We start from the raw sequence: 15,570 nt of genomic DNA, 5'->3' as shown, positions 1-15,570 counted from the left end.
GTTACTTCTTGCCCTCGCCCAGGGCGGTGCGCAGCCAGTCAATGGTTCCCTGCGACAGCAGCTCATCGGCCAGCCGGTTCGCAGTCTCGGTAACGAGCCGCCCGCGGCTGTTGTCGATCCACCGCTGCGCGTTCTCGTAACCCTGCGCCTTGTACTCGATGCCCTGGAGCAGGCACTCCAGCTTGTCCGCGTCACGGGCACAGATCGCTTCCGGTGATTCCTTCGCCTCGTACTCCGCGACCAGGTCACGGACCGCTGAGGCCAGGACCTCGGGCATGCCGGCCGTCTGATCGGCGGTGACCTCCTGCGGATCGCCGGCGGGCGCGTACTTCTTTCCGAGATAGTTCACGTCCCCGGTCCGGCTCTCCTGAGTGTCGTGCCAGACCGCGAGGTAGGCCGCTCGGGCAGGGTCGGCACCCTCCAGCTTCGCGATGATCGTGGCGATCAGCGACGTGCGCCATGAGTGCTCGGCAACGCTCTCGGGGTCACGGACCCCAGCCATCCACCAGCCGGTGCGCCGCGTCTGCTTGAGCGTGCCCGCCTCGTACAGGAAGCGGCCCACTGCGGACAGGTCGTCAGCCACGACCCTCTCCTCTCACGCCTCGGCAAGGCGGATTGCGTACCGGATGCCCTCCAGCTCCCGGCGTGCTCGCGCCGACAGCTCCCGGCTATCCAACATCACGGGGAGGGATGCGCGTAGCTCGTTCCCGATCGGGGTTCCGGGGCGCGGCAGGTTCGGTCGGGCGGCGAGCAAGGCCCAGAGGGTGTGGACGTTCAGGTCGAAGAAGCCATGGTTCGGGGTCATGCCTCGTACGAGGTGGCGCATCAGCTTGTCGCCGGGCCACGGGCCTGGGTTCGCGGCGGCGATGAAGTCGTCGGACAGCTGGATGTGCGGTGCCTCTCCGATCCAGTACGCCCAGTAGTTGAGGTTCGCTGCCTCGCCCGCGTCGTCGTCGGCGAGCGTCGTGGTGATGAAGTGCCCCATCCGGTCCCGGTCGCCCTGCCTGGCGGCGACGGCCGCGACCGAGCGGGAGTTGAGCCAGCTTGTCAGCCAGCCGTCCGGGCGCTCGGTCCGCTGCTGTTGGGCCAGCCACTCCGAGGTGTCGGGTGCATCGTCGTACCCGGCCAGGTAGAGGGCCTGGCGACGCAACAGGAAGCGTTCCTTGCCGCGCGCCTGCTCCGCGGTCAGACGCATGCGGGAAAAGAAGCGCCTGCGGTCGGCGGCGGGGAGCTCCGGCCCGCGCGGTACGGGACCCCGGCGCGGTCGCGGCGGGTCGGGCAACGTTCTCAGCGGTGTCGGAGTCACGCCGCTGAGCGGCCAGGACAGCACCTCGACCAGGTCGCGCTGCATGACCCATGCGCCGATCGGGCTGTCGTCAGCGGCTGCACCCTCGTTGAGTACACCGGCCAGCAGTACGTCTGCCTCCATAGCCCGCTCCAGGGCTAGGAGCAGGGCCGGCGCACTGCCCAGTTGCAAGAGCTGGTGGCGGTACATGAGCATCTGCCCGACGTGGACAGCTGTCAGGGGTCGGCGTCCTGATTCCCATCCTGCGACGGTGTCGGGTGAGACCCGAACCCGCTCCGCGAGGCCTTCCTGCGTGTGGCCCAACTGCTCACGGATCAGGCGGAAGACGTACCCGGACACTGTGCCGCTGCGGCTCCTTGGCGGCGTTCCCTGACTGCCGGTCAGGGTGGTGCGTGATCCGGTGTCCATGGCATCCCCCTTGCCCGCCGACCGTGGCCGGCACCCGTACCCGTGGTCAGTTCAAGCGGCGGTCCCTGCTCCGTACCGTCGTAGTCGCAGTGATGGTCAGGCTACTCAGGGTAGTGGAAGGGGTGTCGTCGTGACGATGACGATCAAGGTGTACGAGGTGGATCGGGAGGGCCGGAAGCGTGTTCGTCGTCCGACGACGGAAGTCGTTCCGGTTGAGGTTGTGGAGGAGAAGTTTGTGTACCCGGCCTGCCGGTGCCCGCGGTGCAAGAAGGCGTCCCAATGACCGTCCTCGCACAGCAGGCGTCGCGCGGCTCCTATATCTCTCCTGAGTGCAGGAGCAGTACGGCGGGCTCGTGGGGCGAGGGGCACCGTTTTTGTCCCGGGCCGGCCGAGGTTCGGGTCGGTGATGTTGTCGTCGAGCGCCTCACCTGTACCTGCTTCTGCCATGCCCGAAAGGCCCGCCGATGATGTGTGCCCGCTGCCAGCGGCCCATGACGGCCGAGGAGTCGAAGTTGCACGAGATCCCTGGTGCGAGCGGCCCCGGTATCACGCTCCGCCTCCACAAGGAGCTGTGCCCGCTGCCTGCGTCGGCCCGGCCGCTGTCGTATCCGCGCGAGCGGCGGCACTGATCCCCCTGGCCGTATCCGAGGCCGCCGGCGGCAGAGGTCCGGGCGGGTTTCCGATCTCCACCCACTCGCAGAACCCCAACGAGTCCGTCGCGGGACCATCCCCGCGGGTGCAGGGAGCAGCAGCCACCGGTTTGTTGTCCGCGGACAACAAATGGGCCATCCACGCGGGTGCGAGGAGCGGTCGACGCTGAAGCGCGACGAGGCGGCCAAGCTGGGACCATCCCCGCGGGCGCGGGGAGCAGCCGTCATAGACCGCGTAGTAGGTCGGGGCGCCGGGACCATCCCCGCGGGTGCGGGGAGCAGGCGTCCGAGCCGGGACACCAGGAGTGGCCCGCGGGGACCATCCCCGCGGGTGCGGGGAGCAGCCCGACGACGTCGGAGCAAGTTGTGCGTCACTGGGACCATCTCCGCGGGTGCGGGGAGCAGGGCGACGACAAGTCGACAGGCACCATCGGCCTGGGACCATCTCCGCGGGTGCGGGGAGCAGGGCGACGACAAGTCGACAGGCACCATCGGCCTGGGACCATCCCCGCGGGTGCGGGGAGCAGGACACGGTGACGAAGCCGTCTGAGACGACCTGGGGACCATCCCCGCGGGTGCGGGGAGCAGGTGCGCCGGACAATGCCGCCGGGGTGCTGGCTGGGACCATCCCCGCGGGTGCGGGAAGCAGACCGGCACTCCAGAGGACCGGGGCGAGCAACTGGGACCATCCCCGCGGGTGCGGGGAGCAGGGCCGCCGCGAGCAGGGAGCTGCGAGCCAGGCGGGACCATCCCCGCGGGTGCGGGGAGCAGGAGGACGGCCCGATCGGCGCCTCCACCTCATGGGGACCATCCCCGCGGGTGCGGGGAGCAGAAGAACGCGGTGGGGGAGTCCTGGGCTGGCTCGGGACCATCCCCGCGGGTGCGGGGAGCAGAAGAACGCGGTGGGGGAGTCCTGGGCTGGCTCGGGACCATACCCGCGGGTGCGGGGAGCAGTGCGCGGGCGCTGGCTACAGGGAGAGGCCTCGGGGACCATCCCCGCACCCGCGGGGAGCAGGCTGCGCGACCTGCGGCTTTATCGCGGAGACACGCAGTTTTCCCACACTCTCACCGAGTCCGGCAAAACGCATATAACGCTCTCCGCTCTTCCGTTCAGGCATCAGGGCGGCAGTGCAAAGCGATCAGCGTAGAGTCTGCCTGCCAATTTTCAGATAGCTATCCCCGGATCGGAAACCCCATCTCTTGGGGGACGAGAGATTGCCACACGCCGAAGTTGGCCCGGCCGAAGTGGACGAGGCTCGCAAAAGAGATGCCACCGAACTGATCCGCCGGGCCGGCTGGACCGACCTCGTCTTCTGCGGGATCGCCACCGAGAGCTGCGTCCTCAAGTCCGCCGGCGACGTCTTCGAGCTCGGCTACGCACCCTGGATCGTCACCGACGCCTCGGCGAGTGACGCCGGCCCGGACGTCCACGATGCCGGACTCGTCGTCGTCCGCCGCCTGATCGGAACCGGCCAACTCGTCACCGCAGAGCATGTGGTGGGACAACTCACCGCGTACGCAGGGGCCCCGGTGCTGAAATAGCCCCATGGCCGACACACCGTCCCACACCGGTTCGCCCACCACCCACGACACGGATCTGATCATCATCGGCGGTGGACCGGCTGGCTGCGCCGCCGCCCGCATGGCCGCCAGCGTCGGCATGCGCTCGGTCCTGATCGAGCCGGACACTCTGTGCCGCAACCTGTACCGCATCCCGGCGCTGAACAACGTCCTCGGCGGCTGCACCAGCGGCCCCGAGCTCGCCGACTCCATCACCACGGAGCTGAAGAGCACTCAGCTGTGCCGCCTGGAACTCGGCCGCCATGCTGTCGAACTCCGCGCCGCCGACGACCACGTCACCGTCACCCTGGACACCGGCACTCGCCTGACCGCTCCGTACGCCGTCGTCGCCACCGGCGTCGGCCCCCTCCAGCCCCGCAACGTCGCCTGGATCACCGCCCCCAGCGGCCTCACCCTGCCCCCGCTCTGGCAGGCCGTCGCGGACGACGCCGAAGGCCGCACCCTCCTCGTCCTCGGCGGCGACCGCCCGATCGGCACCTTCCTGCGCGCCCACCCGACCACCGAAACCCGCCTGCTCGTCGCTCACCCCGAGGCCGACGAGTACAAGACCGAGGAGATCCGCGACGATCCCCGCGTCATGCTCCTGCCCGTCGAGCACCTGACCCTGCACCCCTTTGAAGGGGCCACGGTGACAGCGGACGCGGTGAGCCGGGACGGCGGACAATGCGCGGTCACGGCAGACGCCGTCTACGTGAGCATCGGGAACGCGCCCACCGCCCCGTCCGGCGACCTCAGCCGCGACGGGGACGGCTACTGTCCGCCGACCGGCCAGCACCCCCGCATCATCGTGGCCGGCGACCTGCGCTCCGCCCGCTTCCAGCGAATCATGACCGCCTTGGGCTCCGGCAGCGAGGCCGCCTTGCACGCCTACTACGCCGCGCGGGAGCTGCTGCCCTGATGCGTGGAGGTCGGCTCAGGACCATTCCCGCGGGTGCGGGGAGCAGCCCCGTTCAAGCCCATCCCCGGGCCCGAGCGTGTTCGGACTGCTGGCCGACCGCCGCCGATCATGAACAACGCCCCCTTTCGCCTTCGGGCGGGAGGGAGCGGGTTCGTACGTCCGGGACCGGTCATCAATCGATGGGCTCGGCGCCGTGCGCTGCCGCGATCTGGTCAATGCGCTTCGCGAGGTCGAAGTCGGCGTCGGTCAGCTTGTGGCCCGCGTCGTGCGTAGTGATCCCGAACCGGATCGTGTCCCATCGCAGATCGATGTCGGCGTGGTGTCCGATGAGCCGCTCCACATCAGCAACGTGCACGATCATCGCGACGCCACCGTGATACCGGATGCCGAAGGACCGTGTGATCTCATCACCCACCCGCGACCAGCCGCGGAGCTCCAGAAGCCGCCCCTCGATCGCACTGTCCGTCAGCGGCACCGGTTCCTTGGCCACGCTCAGCTCCCCTTGCTCACGGGCTCCAGGATCTCCGCAAGGTCCCGGCCGACCGGGGCATCCTGCCACGGCCGCATCGCACGCTCCAGGGCGACCAGTTCCCTGCGCATCCTGGCCGAGCGGGTCTCCACCGCGATCGTCGCCACGGTCCGGGCGATCTCCACTGCCTGATCCGGCTCACGCGCAGCCGCCGCAGCTGTTGCCTGCCGGGCCATGTACACCCCGCGGTCCCGGCGGGCAGTCTCCGGAACGATCGCGAGGAGTTGCGACCAGAGTGCGCCGGCCTCCGCACCGAGGCCGAGTCGTCCGTAACAGGTGGCCCGCTGCACTTCCAGGTATCCGGGCGTTCGCCTGCATGCGTTCCCCCACGGAAGGTCGTCGTCCACGCGCGGCAACAGCCGGTCGGCCTGGTCGAATGAGCTGGTCGACCAGGCCACGTTCACCGGTGAGGCTGGCGCCGTGCGCCTGTTGCTGCATGGCCATGATCCGTACCTTCGGGACGAGCTGGTCGGCGTCGTCGAGCACGGCTTCGCACAGGTCGACGACCGCGTGTCCGTCGCCGAGATCGGTGCGTACCTGAGCCTGGTTGACGAGCGAGTACCCGATGAGGTGCGAGTCACGGGACCGCATCGCGATCTCCTGGGTGACGCCGCGCCAGAAAGCCGCGCCGTCCATGTCTCCGGCATCCTGATACAACCAGCCGACGAGCGCGGCGTAGGCCGCACCGACGCGGAGAAGACCGCGGCGGGTCTCGCCCTTCGCAGAGCGGAGCAGCTTGTCGATGAGCTGGTACTGCGCGGACACGGTGCCGATCAGGTCGTGAGGGCCGAGGAACATGTCGGCCCGGTAGTGCCCCTCCAACTGCTGCTGGAAGTAGTCGATCAGAGCAGGGTCGACGTGCTGTGGCGCAACCGGCCCTGCCACGAGCGCGGCGGCGGTGACGGGGACGAAAGCTTGGCGGCGCACCTGTTCCTCTTCGTGGTGCTCGGGCCGGATCCAGCCCGGCGGAGTCGTAAAGCCCAGGTCCTCCGGCCAGCGGCCGAGCGCGTCGTGAATGACGATCGCGGTCTCCTCCGCCGGCCAGCCGGGGCGGTCGCCTTCCCAACGGCGCCAGGTGCGAGCTGAAACGGTGAACTGACAGTCGTCGAGGAGCTGTTGCCCGTGCTCTGTGACGGCCGTCGCGGCGGCTTCGACGGTCCGCCATCCCTTGCGTAAGCGGGCTGCCCGAAGTGCGTCGTTGCGGCTCATGTGCCCAGTCTGAGGTGTCATCGCCCGCGCTTCCGGCTATGGCCGCTACATGGCCACGCGTGGCCATCCGGCGACCTATTCGCTGCTCACCGTGCACACACATCATCAGGGTGTGAAGGCGGGCGATACAGCAATCTGGCTGGATGCCCCTCAATCGACGTAGGCCGGGGGCCGACCCATGATGACGATCAAGGTGTACGAGGTGGACCGGTACGGCCGTACGCGCGTCCGTCGCCCGACGACGGAAGTCGCCCCGGTTGAGGTCGTGGAAGAGAAGTTCGTGTACCCGCCCTGCCGATGCCCGCGGTGCAAGAAGGCGACCAAATGACCGCCCTCGCACAGCAGGCATCACGCAGCACCTACACCTCTCCCGAGTGCAGGACCGGCACGGCCGGCTCATGGGACGAGGGCACCGCCTCTGCCCCGGACCGGCCGACATCCGGGTCGGCAACGCCGTCGCCGAGCGCCTCACCTGCGCCTGCTCCTGCCATCCCCGGGAGACCTGCCGATGATGTGCGACCGCTGCCACCAGCCCATGACGGCCGAGGAGTCGAAGCCGTACGAGATCCCCGGTGCGACCGGCCCCGGCATCACGCTCCGCTTCCACAAGGAGTTGTGCCCGCTGCCCGCTTCTGCACGGCCGACGCCGTATCCGCGCGAGCGGCGGTACTGATCTCCCGCCCGTACCCGAGGCCGTCGGCGGCAGGGGGCCGGGCGGGCCTCTCAATCTCCACCATCACGCAAGGACCAGCGTGGGCATCAGAGACACCATCAAGGCCGCAGAGCCCGTCGTCGCGAGGGACGTCAAGAGCTCGTCCGATCCCGGCGACCCCACACGAACGCAGGGCGCAGTGGCTGACCGGCACATCCGGCAACACACCCCTGACCGCCTGCACGGGGAGTTCACGGATCCCCCGGACGAGAAGTAGGCCTTACTCGCGAACGAGGTCGGCGAGCGGCACACCGAGGAGCACCCCCGCGGGTGCGGGGAGCAGTCTGCGAAACAGGTCTGCACCCAGGTCTGGCTGGGACCATCCCCGCAGGTGCGGGGAGCAGCCCGGGCTCCCGACCCTGTCGGGCCCGGTCACCGGGACCATCCCCGCGGGTGCGGGGAGCAGCGTCCGCCGGGTAGTTCCCATTCCTCGCGCTCTGGACCATCCCCGCAGGTGCAGGGAGTAAGTCCGCCCGTTGAAGGTAAAGGAGATCGCGTCGGGACCATCCCCCAGGCGGAGTATCGAGGACACGCTGAACTTCAGCGAGGATCCCCAGGGGGCATCACCCCGCAGAGGTGAGCAAGGCAGTGCGGCGAGCCTTCGACGACCCTCTTGCCGGGAGGGCAATCTCCGTAATGCGAGGCGATGCACTTGTACCCGGGCCCGTCCGGAAGTTCATTCCGGAGCCATTCCCGCGACTGCGGGAGGAGACGGCAGATCAGCGCCCGCAGACACCCTTGGCCGCAGGCATAGCAACCACACATTACGGGCTGCCCCGCGATTGTTCCGCAGCAGCCAGCCACCCGGGCCAGATCCTGAAGACCGACGTCACGCCATGGCCAACAGCATCCCCCAGGGTGCGGCGCCGTTCGCATGCCCACGAGGTGCACAGCGTTCCCCTGGAGGGGAAACGGTCGGGACGGCAGCCGATCTGTCCGTCGCAGGCCCCGTCTGGGATGCTGAAGGCCAGGCTCGACAGGGGGGCAGACGGTGTATACGGAACCTATGGCGCGAGCCGTTGTGGAACCAGCAGTACTCAAGCTGATACGGCAATATCCCCGTGGCAGGTCGTTCTCCACTACGGTCACATTCGGCGGGGACGACTTCAGCATGTGCGCCCACATACGGGCGCAGTGGGCGGCACCCGGGCAGGTGAAGATCGCACTGGCCTGTTGGGTCGTCAACATGGACACCGCGCGCTATCTCGGTGACAACCCACCTGCCAGGGAGGAGATGCGCCTGCCACCGGAAGGCAGAGCGGAGTGGGACGAGGAACTGACCAGCCGGGTGATCGGCCACCTCGCAGCTCGTATGAACGCTCTTGCCACCGCCCTGCCGACCACCGACGAACACCTCACCATCACCGTGCCTCTCGTCCTGACGTAGTCCGGTTGAAGGGGCGGCCGCACAACGCCCGGGGGCGCCCCGGCCTAGACCGCACACACAGGTGACCAGAGCCGGCCCGGTCGCTACCTGCATCAACGGCCTGGAGGCCGCTGCAGGCGAGCGCGGCAAGTCAGCGATCGATCAGGCTCCGCGACCTCGCCGGTGCAGCCAGATGGCGATCAGGGCGCGCTGAGCGACGCGACGCCGGTTTCGCCACGGGCTGCCTCGCGATTGATCTTGGTCACGTCAGGCGATATACGGAAGGCCGCGCGAGTTGTCTGGGTTGTGAAGATCAAACAGGTCCGCGCGGCCATGTCACATCATGCCTTCTGCGGCCTCTCGCGTAAGCATCTGGGCGCGCTGGTGGAAGAACTCGCTCCGCGTTGGGAGGCGCGCTGTGAGTCTGCACGCCACCAACGGCGCGAGGGAGCCCGTCAGCGTCAGGCAGGAGCCGGGCCGAAGCACGAATTCGTCTTCACCGACCGGCTGCTGGCCACACTCGTACATCTGCGGACTGGCCTTACCCACGAGGCCCTCGGGGTGCTCTACGAGGTGGGGTCCTCCACGATCGGCCGGGCCTCGCCGAGATCCGCCCGCTGCTCACCGAGCGGGGGTTCGCCGTTCCCGACCGTCCCGGTGTGCGCCTGCGCACCCTGGCCGATGTTTTCGCCTATGCCGAAGCCGAGGACGTGACTCTGCGGATCGACGGGATGGAAACCCAGGTCCGCCGCCCCCGGGCAGGCCAGCCTGGCCGCCGCGCCTTCGTCTGCGGCAAGCGCAGGCAGAACACCCTCAAGACCACCACGATCAGCGACCGCCAGGGCCGCACCCTGCGGCCCGGCCGCATGCACGACCAGACCGCGCTGCGCACCGAGGGCATCGCCGAACAGGTCCACCAGCATCCCGGCGTGAAAGCCGAGGTCGACGACGGCTACCGCGGTCTCGCCAACGAGTTCCCCGACCACGTCTTTGCCCCGCCGAAGAAACCGAAGACCGCGAAAGACCCGGCCGAGCGGCCGCTCACCGAGCACTACGGCTGGCGCGAGCACAAGCGCCGTCAGTCCTCCCGGCGGATCTGCGTCGAGCACGCGAATGCAGAAGTACGCCAGTGGCGCCCACTCCAGCGATACACCGGCCGCCGCGAAACCTACGGGGAAACCCACCAGGCCATCGCCGCCCTCGTCTCCGATCGCGCCCAGCGGCCCACCCGGCACAAGACGAGTACCGAACTCATGCCCGTCCGCACGACGGCCTGCTGAATCACCCACCAGCTAACTCCCCAGGCCAACACGCCTCATGATCAATCGCGGGGCAGCCCGTTAGCAATCAGCCCAAGTGTGGCCCGGCACGAGGACGAGGTCGTCGGGCAGTCCCGAGTGCAAGGGGAGGAATCCGCCCGTCAGAGGTTTTAGGCCCACTAACCTCATTACCTGACCGAACGACACGTAGGCGGGGGAAGCACGAGCGTGACGGGCATTGTTGGGGTACACGGCATTCGGCAGTCGAAGACATCGAAGTCCCGGCTGACAGCTGAATGGTGCAAGGCGATCAACCGCGGCCTCGGTGCGCTGGGACAGCCAGGCATACCCACCACCACGTTGGAACTGCCCCACTGGACCGGGCTCCTTGCGCGCGGAGCAGATCGTCTAGGCCCCGAGGACGATCCCTTCGATGCCACGGTGCCCTTGAGCGAGAGTGAAGCCGAGTTCGTCGCCGGGGCACTGGAGGAAGTGGTTCGCCAGGAAGACCTCGCCCGTGTGCAGGAACTGCCGCTGCAGACACTTGGGCCGCCGCAGCTCTGGCCGGCCCGTCTCACGCGTCTGGTGATGGCGTACGACCGGCGCTTCCCCCGAGGTGGGGGCAGACTCTTTGTGAGTGCGATGCGGGAAGTGCGGTTCTACCTGTACGAGCCCGACCTCGCAGCGCAGGTCCGAGCATTGGTCGCCGAGGCCTTCGGCGAGAACACGTCCGTCGTCGTAGGGCACTCGCTGGGCAGTGTGATCGCCTACGACCTGCTGCGCAGGGGCCAGATCTCGCCGGACCGTGTGTCCGGCGTGCGTACGTTCGTGACCTGCGGTTCACCGCTGGGAATCGCCTCCGTACGGCGTGGGCTGAACATCGTCGACGGCGAACCCCTGAAGCTGCCCGGTGACATCGAGTGGGTCAACGTCTTCGACCCTGGGGACGTCATCACCGGGGGGAGAGGCCTCAGCGACGTCTCGCCGGGGACCACCGATGCTGAGGTCGCCAACGGGATCGGTGATCCGCACAGTGTCTTGCGCTACCTGCGGACCACTCCGGTCGCACGGGCGATCGCGGCCGACGGACGGTGAGCCAGGCTGCGGATTACGAGTGGGGCGCGAGGCGGCTCATCGAGATTGCGGTCTCGGAGTACGACGACGAAGACAGCACGCCAGGTGAGCAGACCTCGTTCAAAAAAGGTATCAATGCCCAGGTCGCAGTCGTCGAGGAGTGGTGGGCCGATGGATCGCTGGATGAGAAGCGTCGCTTCAGTCTGGTGAAGCCGGAGGGTCTACGAACAGCTCGGGACCTGCGCCGTTTCATGGACAAGCAGGAACTGGACGACGTGGACTACGACGAGGTTATCGTCGTATACATCACGGGCCACGGTGTGAGCCGCGACTCCGAGGTCCATTTTCTGCTCATGCCGGACTCCGATCGGGACCGGGTCCTGGGCACTGCGGTCCAAACCGCCGACCTGATCACGGCCGTGCTGGACTCCCGCGCCGAACATGTCCTCGTGATGGTCGACTCCTGCTTCTCGGGAGTACTGCGCAAGGACCTATTTCGTCGGCTTGAAGCACTCAATGACGAGCGGCGCAATTTGAACTCTCTTGTCGTCCTGGCGTCGGCGAGCGAGTACACGTCCCCGCGCCTGGAGGAATTCTCCAGTGCTCTCAAGGCGGTGATGGCGTACTTCAAGGACGTAGCCTCTGGGTACGCGCTTCCTTATCTGAGCTTCGAGGACTTCTTCGGGGCGATGACGAAGCTGTTCGAGCCCCAGGGCATGGCCAATGTACGGCCTCTGTGGCCGGAAGAGTCGCTGCAGAGGGACAAGGACCATCAGCAGCCCAGCCCCTGCCTCCCCAACCCCGGCTACCGAACCCAGCCCGACCTCGACTCCTACTGGCTCCTGCGCGCCTCCGGTCGGCCTTCCCCTGCTGACTCCGGCTGGTACTTCACCGGTCGGACTACCCATGTACGGCGCATGACCGAGTTCCTGAAGGGGGAAGGAGGCACGCTCGTCGTCACCGGGGAGGCAGGCTCGGGCAAGTCGGCTCTCCTCGCTCGGGTCGTCACTCTCAGCGATAAGCAGTTCAGGTCCGACCCGACGTACCGGCCCCTCATAGACGCGACACCGCCCGACCTTCTTGTGCCCGAGGGAGCTGTCGATGCTGCGGTGGTCGCGCGTAATACGGATGCTGACGAACTGGCAGCGGTGCTGTACACGGCGCTCACCGACGAGCCGCCCGCAGGGGACAGGGGGGTCGGGCCACTCGATCAGCTTCTGGACCACGTGCTGGGATCCGTCCGTCGGACGAGGCGGCCGCTGACGATCGTCATCGACGGCATCGACGAGGCGAGGAATCCCGCGAGGATCATCACCAACCTCATCCGCCCGCTGGCCGAACAGTGGACGGACGACGGGCATCCCGCTGTACGAATGCTTCTGGGCATCCGCAGTGCCCACGCGGACACTGCGGGCCGACTCCGTCCGTCGCAGGACCGGACGTCGGATCTGCTGAACCTGCTCGTCCGTTCCACAGGTGCGGACGAACCCCTGCGGGCGGACACCGGCGCCGCGGAGGACATTTCCGCCTATGCGAGCACGTTGCTGAGGACCCTGTTCGACCGCCGTGACTCCTCGGTACGCCCGGATGACCGCAGCCTGGACGAGCTGGCGGCTGCCGTGGCCGAGGAGGTGGCGCCCTCGTTCCTGGACGCACGCCTCGCCGCCGAGGCGCTCTACGCAAGAGACCGGCTGCCCGATCCGGACGATCCGGAGTGGCGGCGCACCCTGCGCCAGGGGACACAGGAGCTTCTGCGGCAGGACATCGAGGAAGTACGGCGCAATATCGGCCTGCCGGCCGAGCATGTCATGCAGGTCCTGCGGGCCACAGCGCTTGCGCAAGGGGCCGGTCTTCCTTGGGCCGAAGTGTGGCCGTGCGCGGTGGCAGCGCTTACGGCAGGCGACATCATCGCTCCTGAGACGGCGATCCGTCGGGTACGCGAGACTCGGCTCGCGGGCTATCTGACGACCGACGTCGAGGACGGCAGGTTCGTCTACCGGCCGATCCACGAGCGCATCAGCGAAGTACTGCGGCAGACCCCGTATGCCCTTCTCGGTGACGGAACGCCGTCCAGCCCGCCCGAGGCATCGTCGATGGTAACCAGAGAGTCCCATCGACAACTGGCCGTCAAGTTCAGCGCTCTACAGAAGGAAGACGAGCCGCCGCACCCTTATCTGCGCCACCACCTCGTTCAGCACGCGGCGGCCGGAGGCGTGCTGAACGACCAGGTCGTCACCGAGAAGTTTCTCCCCTACGAGACGAGCGGGAACGTGCGGGGCGCGCTCGGACTTCTGTCGGAGCACGCCGAGGGCACGAAGCGCCTCCTCGCGTGGACACGGATCGAACCCTTTCTCGCCGACGCACCGCCCCTCGCGCGCGCGGAGAGCCTGCGCTTCTCCCTGTGGGAGCCGGACGCTGATGTGCTCCCGGGCAACCGCGACACCGGCAGCCCGGCCGCGGCACATCTCGTGCCGAGATGGAAGGACCTCGCGGTGCCGGGCAACGTCCTGGCGCGGTCGGACGCGGATGTCTGCTCCCTCGTGTCCTTCACCCTGCGGGACGGGACGCCGCTGGTCGCAGTGGGCGGCGCCGACGGTGCCGTACGGGTGTGGGATCCGTCCACCGTGACGCCGGTCGGCCCACCGATTCATGGGCCGGGGCCCTTGGTGCGGGCGCTGGCCGTGGTGCCGAGGCTGTCCGGCGAGCCTCTTCTGGCCGTTGGCTGCGACAGCGGTGCGTGGACGTGCGACCCGTTGAGCGGTCAGGACCGACAGCTGCCGGTCACGGCAACGGTCCACGACCTGGCTTCTTTCACCGACCGGGAGGCAGCGCGGCTGGCGATCCGCACATCCGACGGTGTCGTCGTGTGCGATCCGCTCACCGGGGCCGTGGTGGCCGACGTGGAGTACGCCGCCGGGGCGAGCGCGGTGAACGCACTCGCTGTCCTGACCGGCGCCGGGGGCCGAACCCTGCTCGCCGTCAACGGAGCAGATGCCGTCGACGTGCTCGACGGGGCCGGTCTCGACCTGGTGTGCACCGTTCCGATTCCGGGAGGGAAGATCTCCGCGCTGGCCCTGCTCGAGAAGCGGGACGGCGAACCGGTGCTCGCCGTGGCCACGCGGACAGCCTCGGGAACGGTCAGGTTCTGGGATGCCCTGACGGGTGTGGAACAACGGCACCGCACGATCAGACAGTCCGCAGCCGTCCTGACGCCCTACCGGCAGCCAGGCTCCGGCACCCTGCTCGCACTCGGCGGCCATGACGGTGCCGTACAGATATGGGACCCGGAAACAAGCGAGCAGACCTGCCGGTTTCCCACCGATCACACGAGCGCGGTGACGGGCCTCGCCGTCGTACCCGGTCCCGAAGAGGTCCAGATCCTGGTATCGGGCTCGCTCGACCGGACCGTCCGTGTCTGGAACCCCGAGGTGTGGGCCAGGCGTACAGTGCGACCGCCCTCCCGTCCCACCGGTGGAACACTGCTCGCGATGCTGTCCGGAAGCCCGAGCCCGGGTCCGGCCGAGCTCATCTCGGTCGGCCCCGACCGCAACCTGATCGTGAAGTCGGCCGGCACGGGCGTGGTCACGCGCACGATCGACCTGCCCCGCAGAGGAGTCGACGGGCCGGTGACGGCTCTCGCCACATACACAGCGTCGGACGGCTCCACGACGGTCGTCGTCGGACTGCCGGACGGATCGGTCGGGTGCTGGAACGACGACTGGGCGACGATGCACGCCTGGACCTCGTCAGAGGACCATCCCACCGCGTTCACCACCTTCGTGGAAGGGACGCGGACCGTCCTGGCTGTGGGGACGAGCCGCGGCTCGATCGTGTACTGCGACCTGGCCACCCGCGAAGTGCTGGAGTGGCACCACGGTGAGGGATCCGGTGGCCCCGTCCGAGCGCTGGCATATCTGCCCCTGCCTACGGGGGGTCTTCTGGCTGTTGCTGCCGATCAAGACATCTTGCTGTGCCGTCCGTTGCACGCGCCGCACGACGAATGGCCCGGTCAACGGCCCGGCGCCGTCGCGTCCCTGGCCGTCTGCCAAGGAGAGGAGGAGGGCGAGTGGTACCTGGTCACAGGGGGAGTCGACGGCACCATACGTCTGTGGGCGCCGGACTCTCCGGAGAAGGAGACGTTCACGCTGCCGACCCGGCACGACGGGCCCGTATCCGCCCTCGGCATCGTCCGGTCGGCCGACTCCCGCAACCTGATCGTCAGCGCCGGCCTGACAGACACGACTCTGCGTCTCTGGGACTTCCACACAGGAGAAGAGCTGCTGCGGCTGGTCACTGCGGCACCCCTGACGTCCCTCGGCGTCCTGCCCCACCACAGTGTCCAGGGGACTTCGCAGCCTTTGATCGCCTTCAGCGGTCCGGCTGGGACGGCCGCCGCGACGCTGTGTCTGCCACAGTCCTAGGAGCAGCCCACGGGGCAGAGCGGATATTGCTGGTCACCAGCTGCCATGCCCACTACCATCGGCTCGCCGCATCGGACGGCCCATCCCCTCCGCGCCCGCGGAGATGGCCCTTGTGGCGACTGAAGTTGCATCAGCCCCGCAGAGCGGGGAGCGCAGC

11 protein-coding genes and 1 pseudogene are annotated in these 15,570 nt (G+C 68.3%); 7 read left to right on the top strand and 5 right to left on the bottom strand.

Features of this window, described 5'->3' with window-relative positions; translation table 11 throughout:
* Nucleotide 1: 1 nt before the first annotated feature.
* Both OG978_RS47770 and OG978_RS47765 read right to left on the bottom strand, forming a co-directional pair.
* Nucleotides 2-583 carry an HD domain-containing protein gene (locus OG978_RS47770; RefSeq protein ID WP_326771099.1) on the bottom strand — a complete coding sequence of 194 codons (582 nt, stop codon included), beginning with the start codon at nt 581-583 and terminating at the stop codon, nt 2-4.
* Nucleotides 584-595: 12 nt separating this feature from the next.
* Nucleotides 596-1,714 carry a helix-turn-helix domain-containing protein gene (locus OG978_RS47765; protein WP_326771098.1) on the bottom strand — a complete coding sequence of 373 codons (1,119 nt, stop codon included), beginning with the start codon at nt 1,712-1,714 and terminating at the stop codon, nt 596-598.
* Between the two features lie 1,895 nt (nt 1,715-3,609).
* Between OG978_RS47765 and OG978_RS47760 the strand changes: the two genes are divergently transcribed.
* Together OG978_RS47760 and OG978_RS47755 are read left to right on the top strand one after the other, a co-directional pair.
* The gene (locus OG978_RS47760; RefSeq protein WP_442817914.1) at nt 3,610-3,906 is read left to right on the top strand and encodes an isochorismatase family protein; all 297 of its coding nucleotides are present in this window, start codon (nt 3,610-3,612) and stop codon (nt 3,904-3,906) included.
* A 4-nt stretch (nt 3,907-3,910) separates the two neighbouring features.
* Nucleotides 3,911-4,843, top strand: coding sequence for an FAD-dependent oxidoreductase (locus tag OG978_RS47755; protein WP_326771218.1), 933 nt, complete (start codon nt 3,911-3,913; stop codon nt 4,841-4,843).
* A gap of 172 nt (nt 4,844-5,015) precedes the next feature.
* Here the strand turns inward: OG978_RS47755 and OG978_RS47750 are convergent, their stop codons facing one another.
* Genes OG978_RS47750 through OG978_RS47740 form a run of 3 tightly spaced genes read right to left on the bottom strand, consistent with a single transcriptional unit; the run spans nt 5,016 to nt 6,581 of the window.
* Nucleotides 5,016-5,333 (bottom strand): 4a-hydroxytetrahydrobiopterin dehydratase, encoded by a 318-nt coding sequence (locus OG978_RS47750; protein ID WP_326771217.1) that lies wholly within the window; start codon nt 5,331-5,333, stop codon nt 5,016-5,018.
* Between the two features lie 2 nt (nt 5,334-5,335).
* A complete protein-coding gene (locus tag OG978_RS47745; protein ID WP_326771216.1) occupies nt 5,336-5,497 on the bottom strand; it encodes a hypothetical protein in 162 nt (53 codons plus the stop codon).
* A 13-nt stretch (nt 5,498-5,510) separates the two neighbouring features.
* A complete protein-coding gene (locus OG978_RS47740; RefSeq protein WP_326771215.1) occupies nt 5,511-6,581 on the bottom strand; it encodes a Twin-arginine translocation pathway signal in 1,071 nt (356 codons plus the stop codon).
* A 508-nt stretch (nt 6,582-7,089) separates the two neighbouring features.
* Between OG978_RS47740 and OG978_RS47735 the strand changes: the two genes are divergently transcribed.
* The 5 genes and pseudogenes from OG978_RS47735 (at nt 7,090) to OG978_RS47710 (ending at nt 15,413) form a co-directional block, all read left to right on the top strand.
* Nucleotides 7,090-7,254 (top strand): hypothetical protein, encoded by a 165-nt coding sequence (locus OG978_RS47735; protein ID WP_326771214.1) that lies wholly within the window; start codon nt 7,090-7,092, stop codon nt 7,252-7,254.
* A gap of 1,150 nt (nt 7,255-8,404) precedes the next feature.
* On the top strand, nt 8,405-8,680 hold the full coding sequence (locus OG978_RS47730; protein WP_326771213.1) for a hypothetical protein: 276 nt from the start codon (nt 8,405-8,407) through the stop codon (nt 8,678-8,680).
* Nucleotides 8,681-8,992: 312 nt separating this feature from the next.
* Nucleotides 8,993-9,939 (top strand): annotated as a pseudogene (locus OG978_RS47720) (transposase family protein).
* 420 nt (nt 9,940-10,359) lie between these two features.
* Nucleotides 10,360-11,013, top strand: coding sequence for a hypothetical protein (locus OG978_RS47715; RefSeq protein WP_326771223.1), 654 nt, complete (start codon nt 10,360-10,362; stop codon nt 11,011-11,013).
* The gene (locus OG978_RS47710) at nt 11,010-15,413 is read left to right on the top strand and encodes an NACHT and WD repeat domain-containing protein (protein WP_326771210.1); all 4,404 of its coding nucleotides are present in this window, start codon (nt 11,010-11,012) and stop codon (nt 15,411-15,413) included. The genes OG978_RS47715 and OG978_RS47710 overlap by 4 nt, the downstream gene beginning before the upstream one ends.
* Nucleotides 15,414-15,570: the final 157 nt, after the last annotated feature.

Source organism: Streptomyces sp. NBC_01591, assembly GCF_035918155.1.
Lineage (GTDB): Bacteria > Actinomycetota > Actinomycetes > Streptomycetales > Streptomycetaceae > Streptomyces.
The sequence above is the reverse complement of the archived record's forward strand: the minus strand, read 5'-3'. Positions and strand labels throughout refer to the sequence as shown.

Bases quoted from the DNA above. Each gene is read 5' to 3' on its own strand.
- OG978_RS47730 (WP_326771213.1), top strand. From the start codon at position 8,405: ATGTGCGCCCACATACGGGCGCAGTGGGCGGCACCCGGGCAGGTGAAG.
- OG978_RS47765 (WP_326771098.1), bottom strand. From the start codon at position 1,714: ATGGACACCGGATCACGCACCACCCTGACCGGCAGTCAGGGAACGCCG.
- OG978_RS47755 (WP_326771218.1), top strand. From the start codon at position 3,911: ATGGCCGACACACCGTCCCACACCGGTTCGCCCACCACCCACGACACG.
- OG978_RS47740 (WP_326771215.1), bottom strand. From the start codon at position 6,581: ATGAGCCGCAACGACGCACTTCGGGCAGCCCGCTTACGCAAGGGATGG.
- OG978_RS47735 (WP_326771214.1), top strand. From the start codon at position 7,090: ATGATGTGCGACCGCTGCCACCAGCCCATGACGGCCGAGGAGTCGAAG.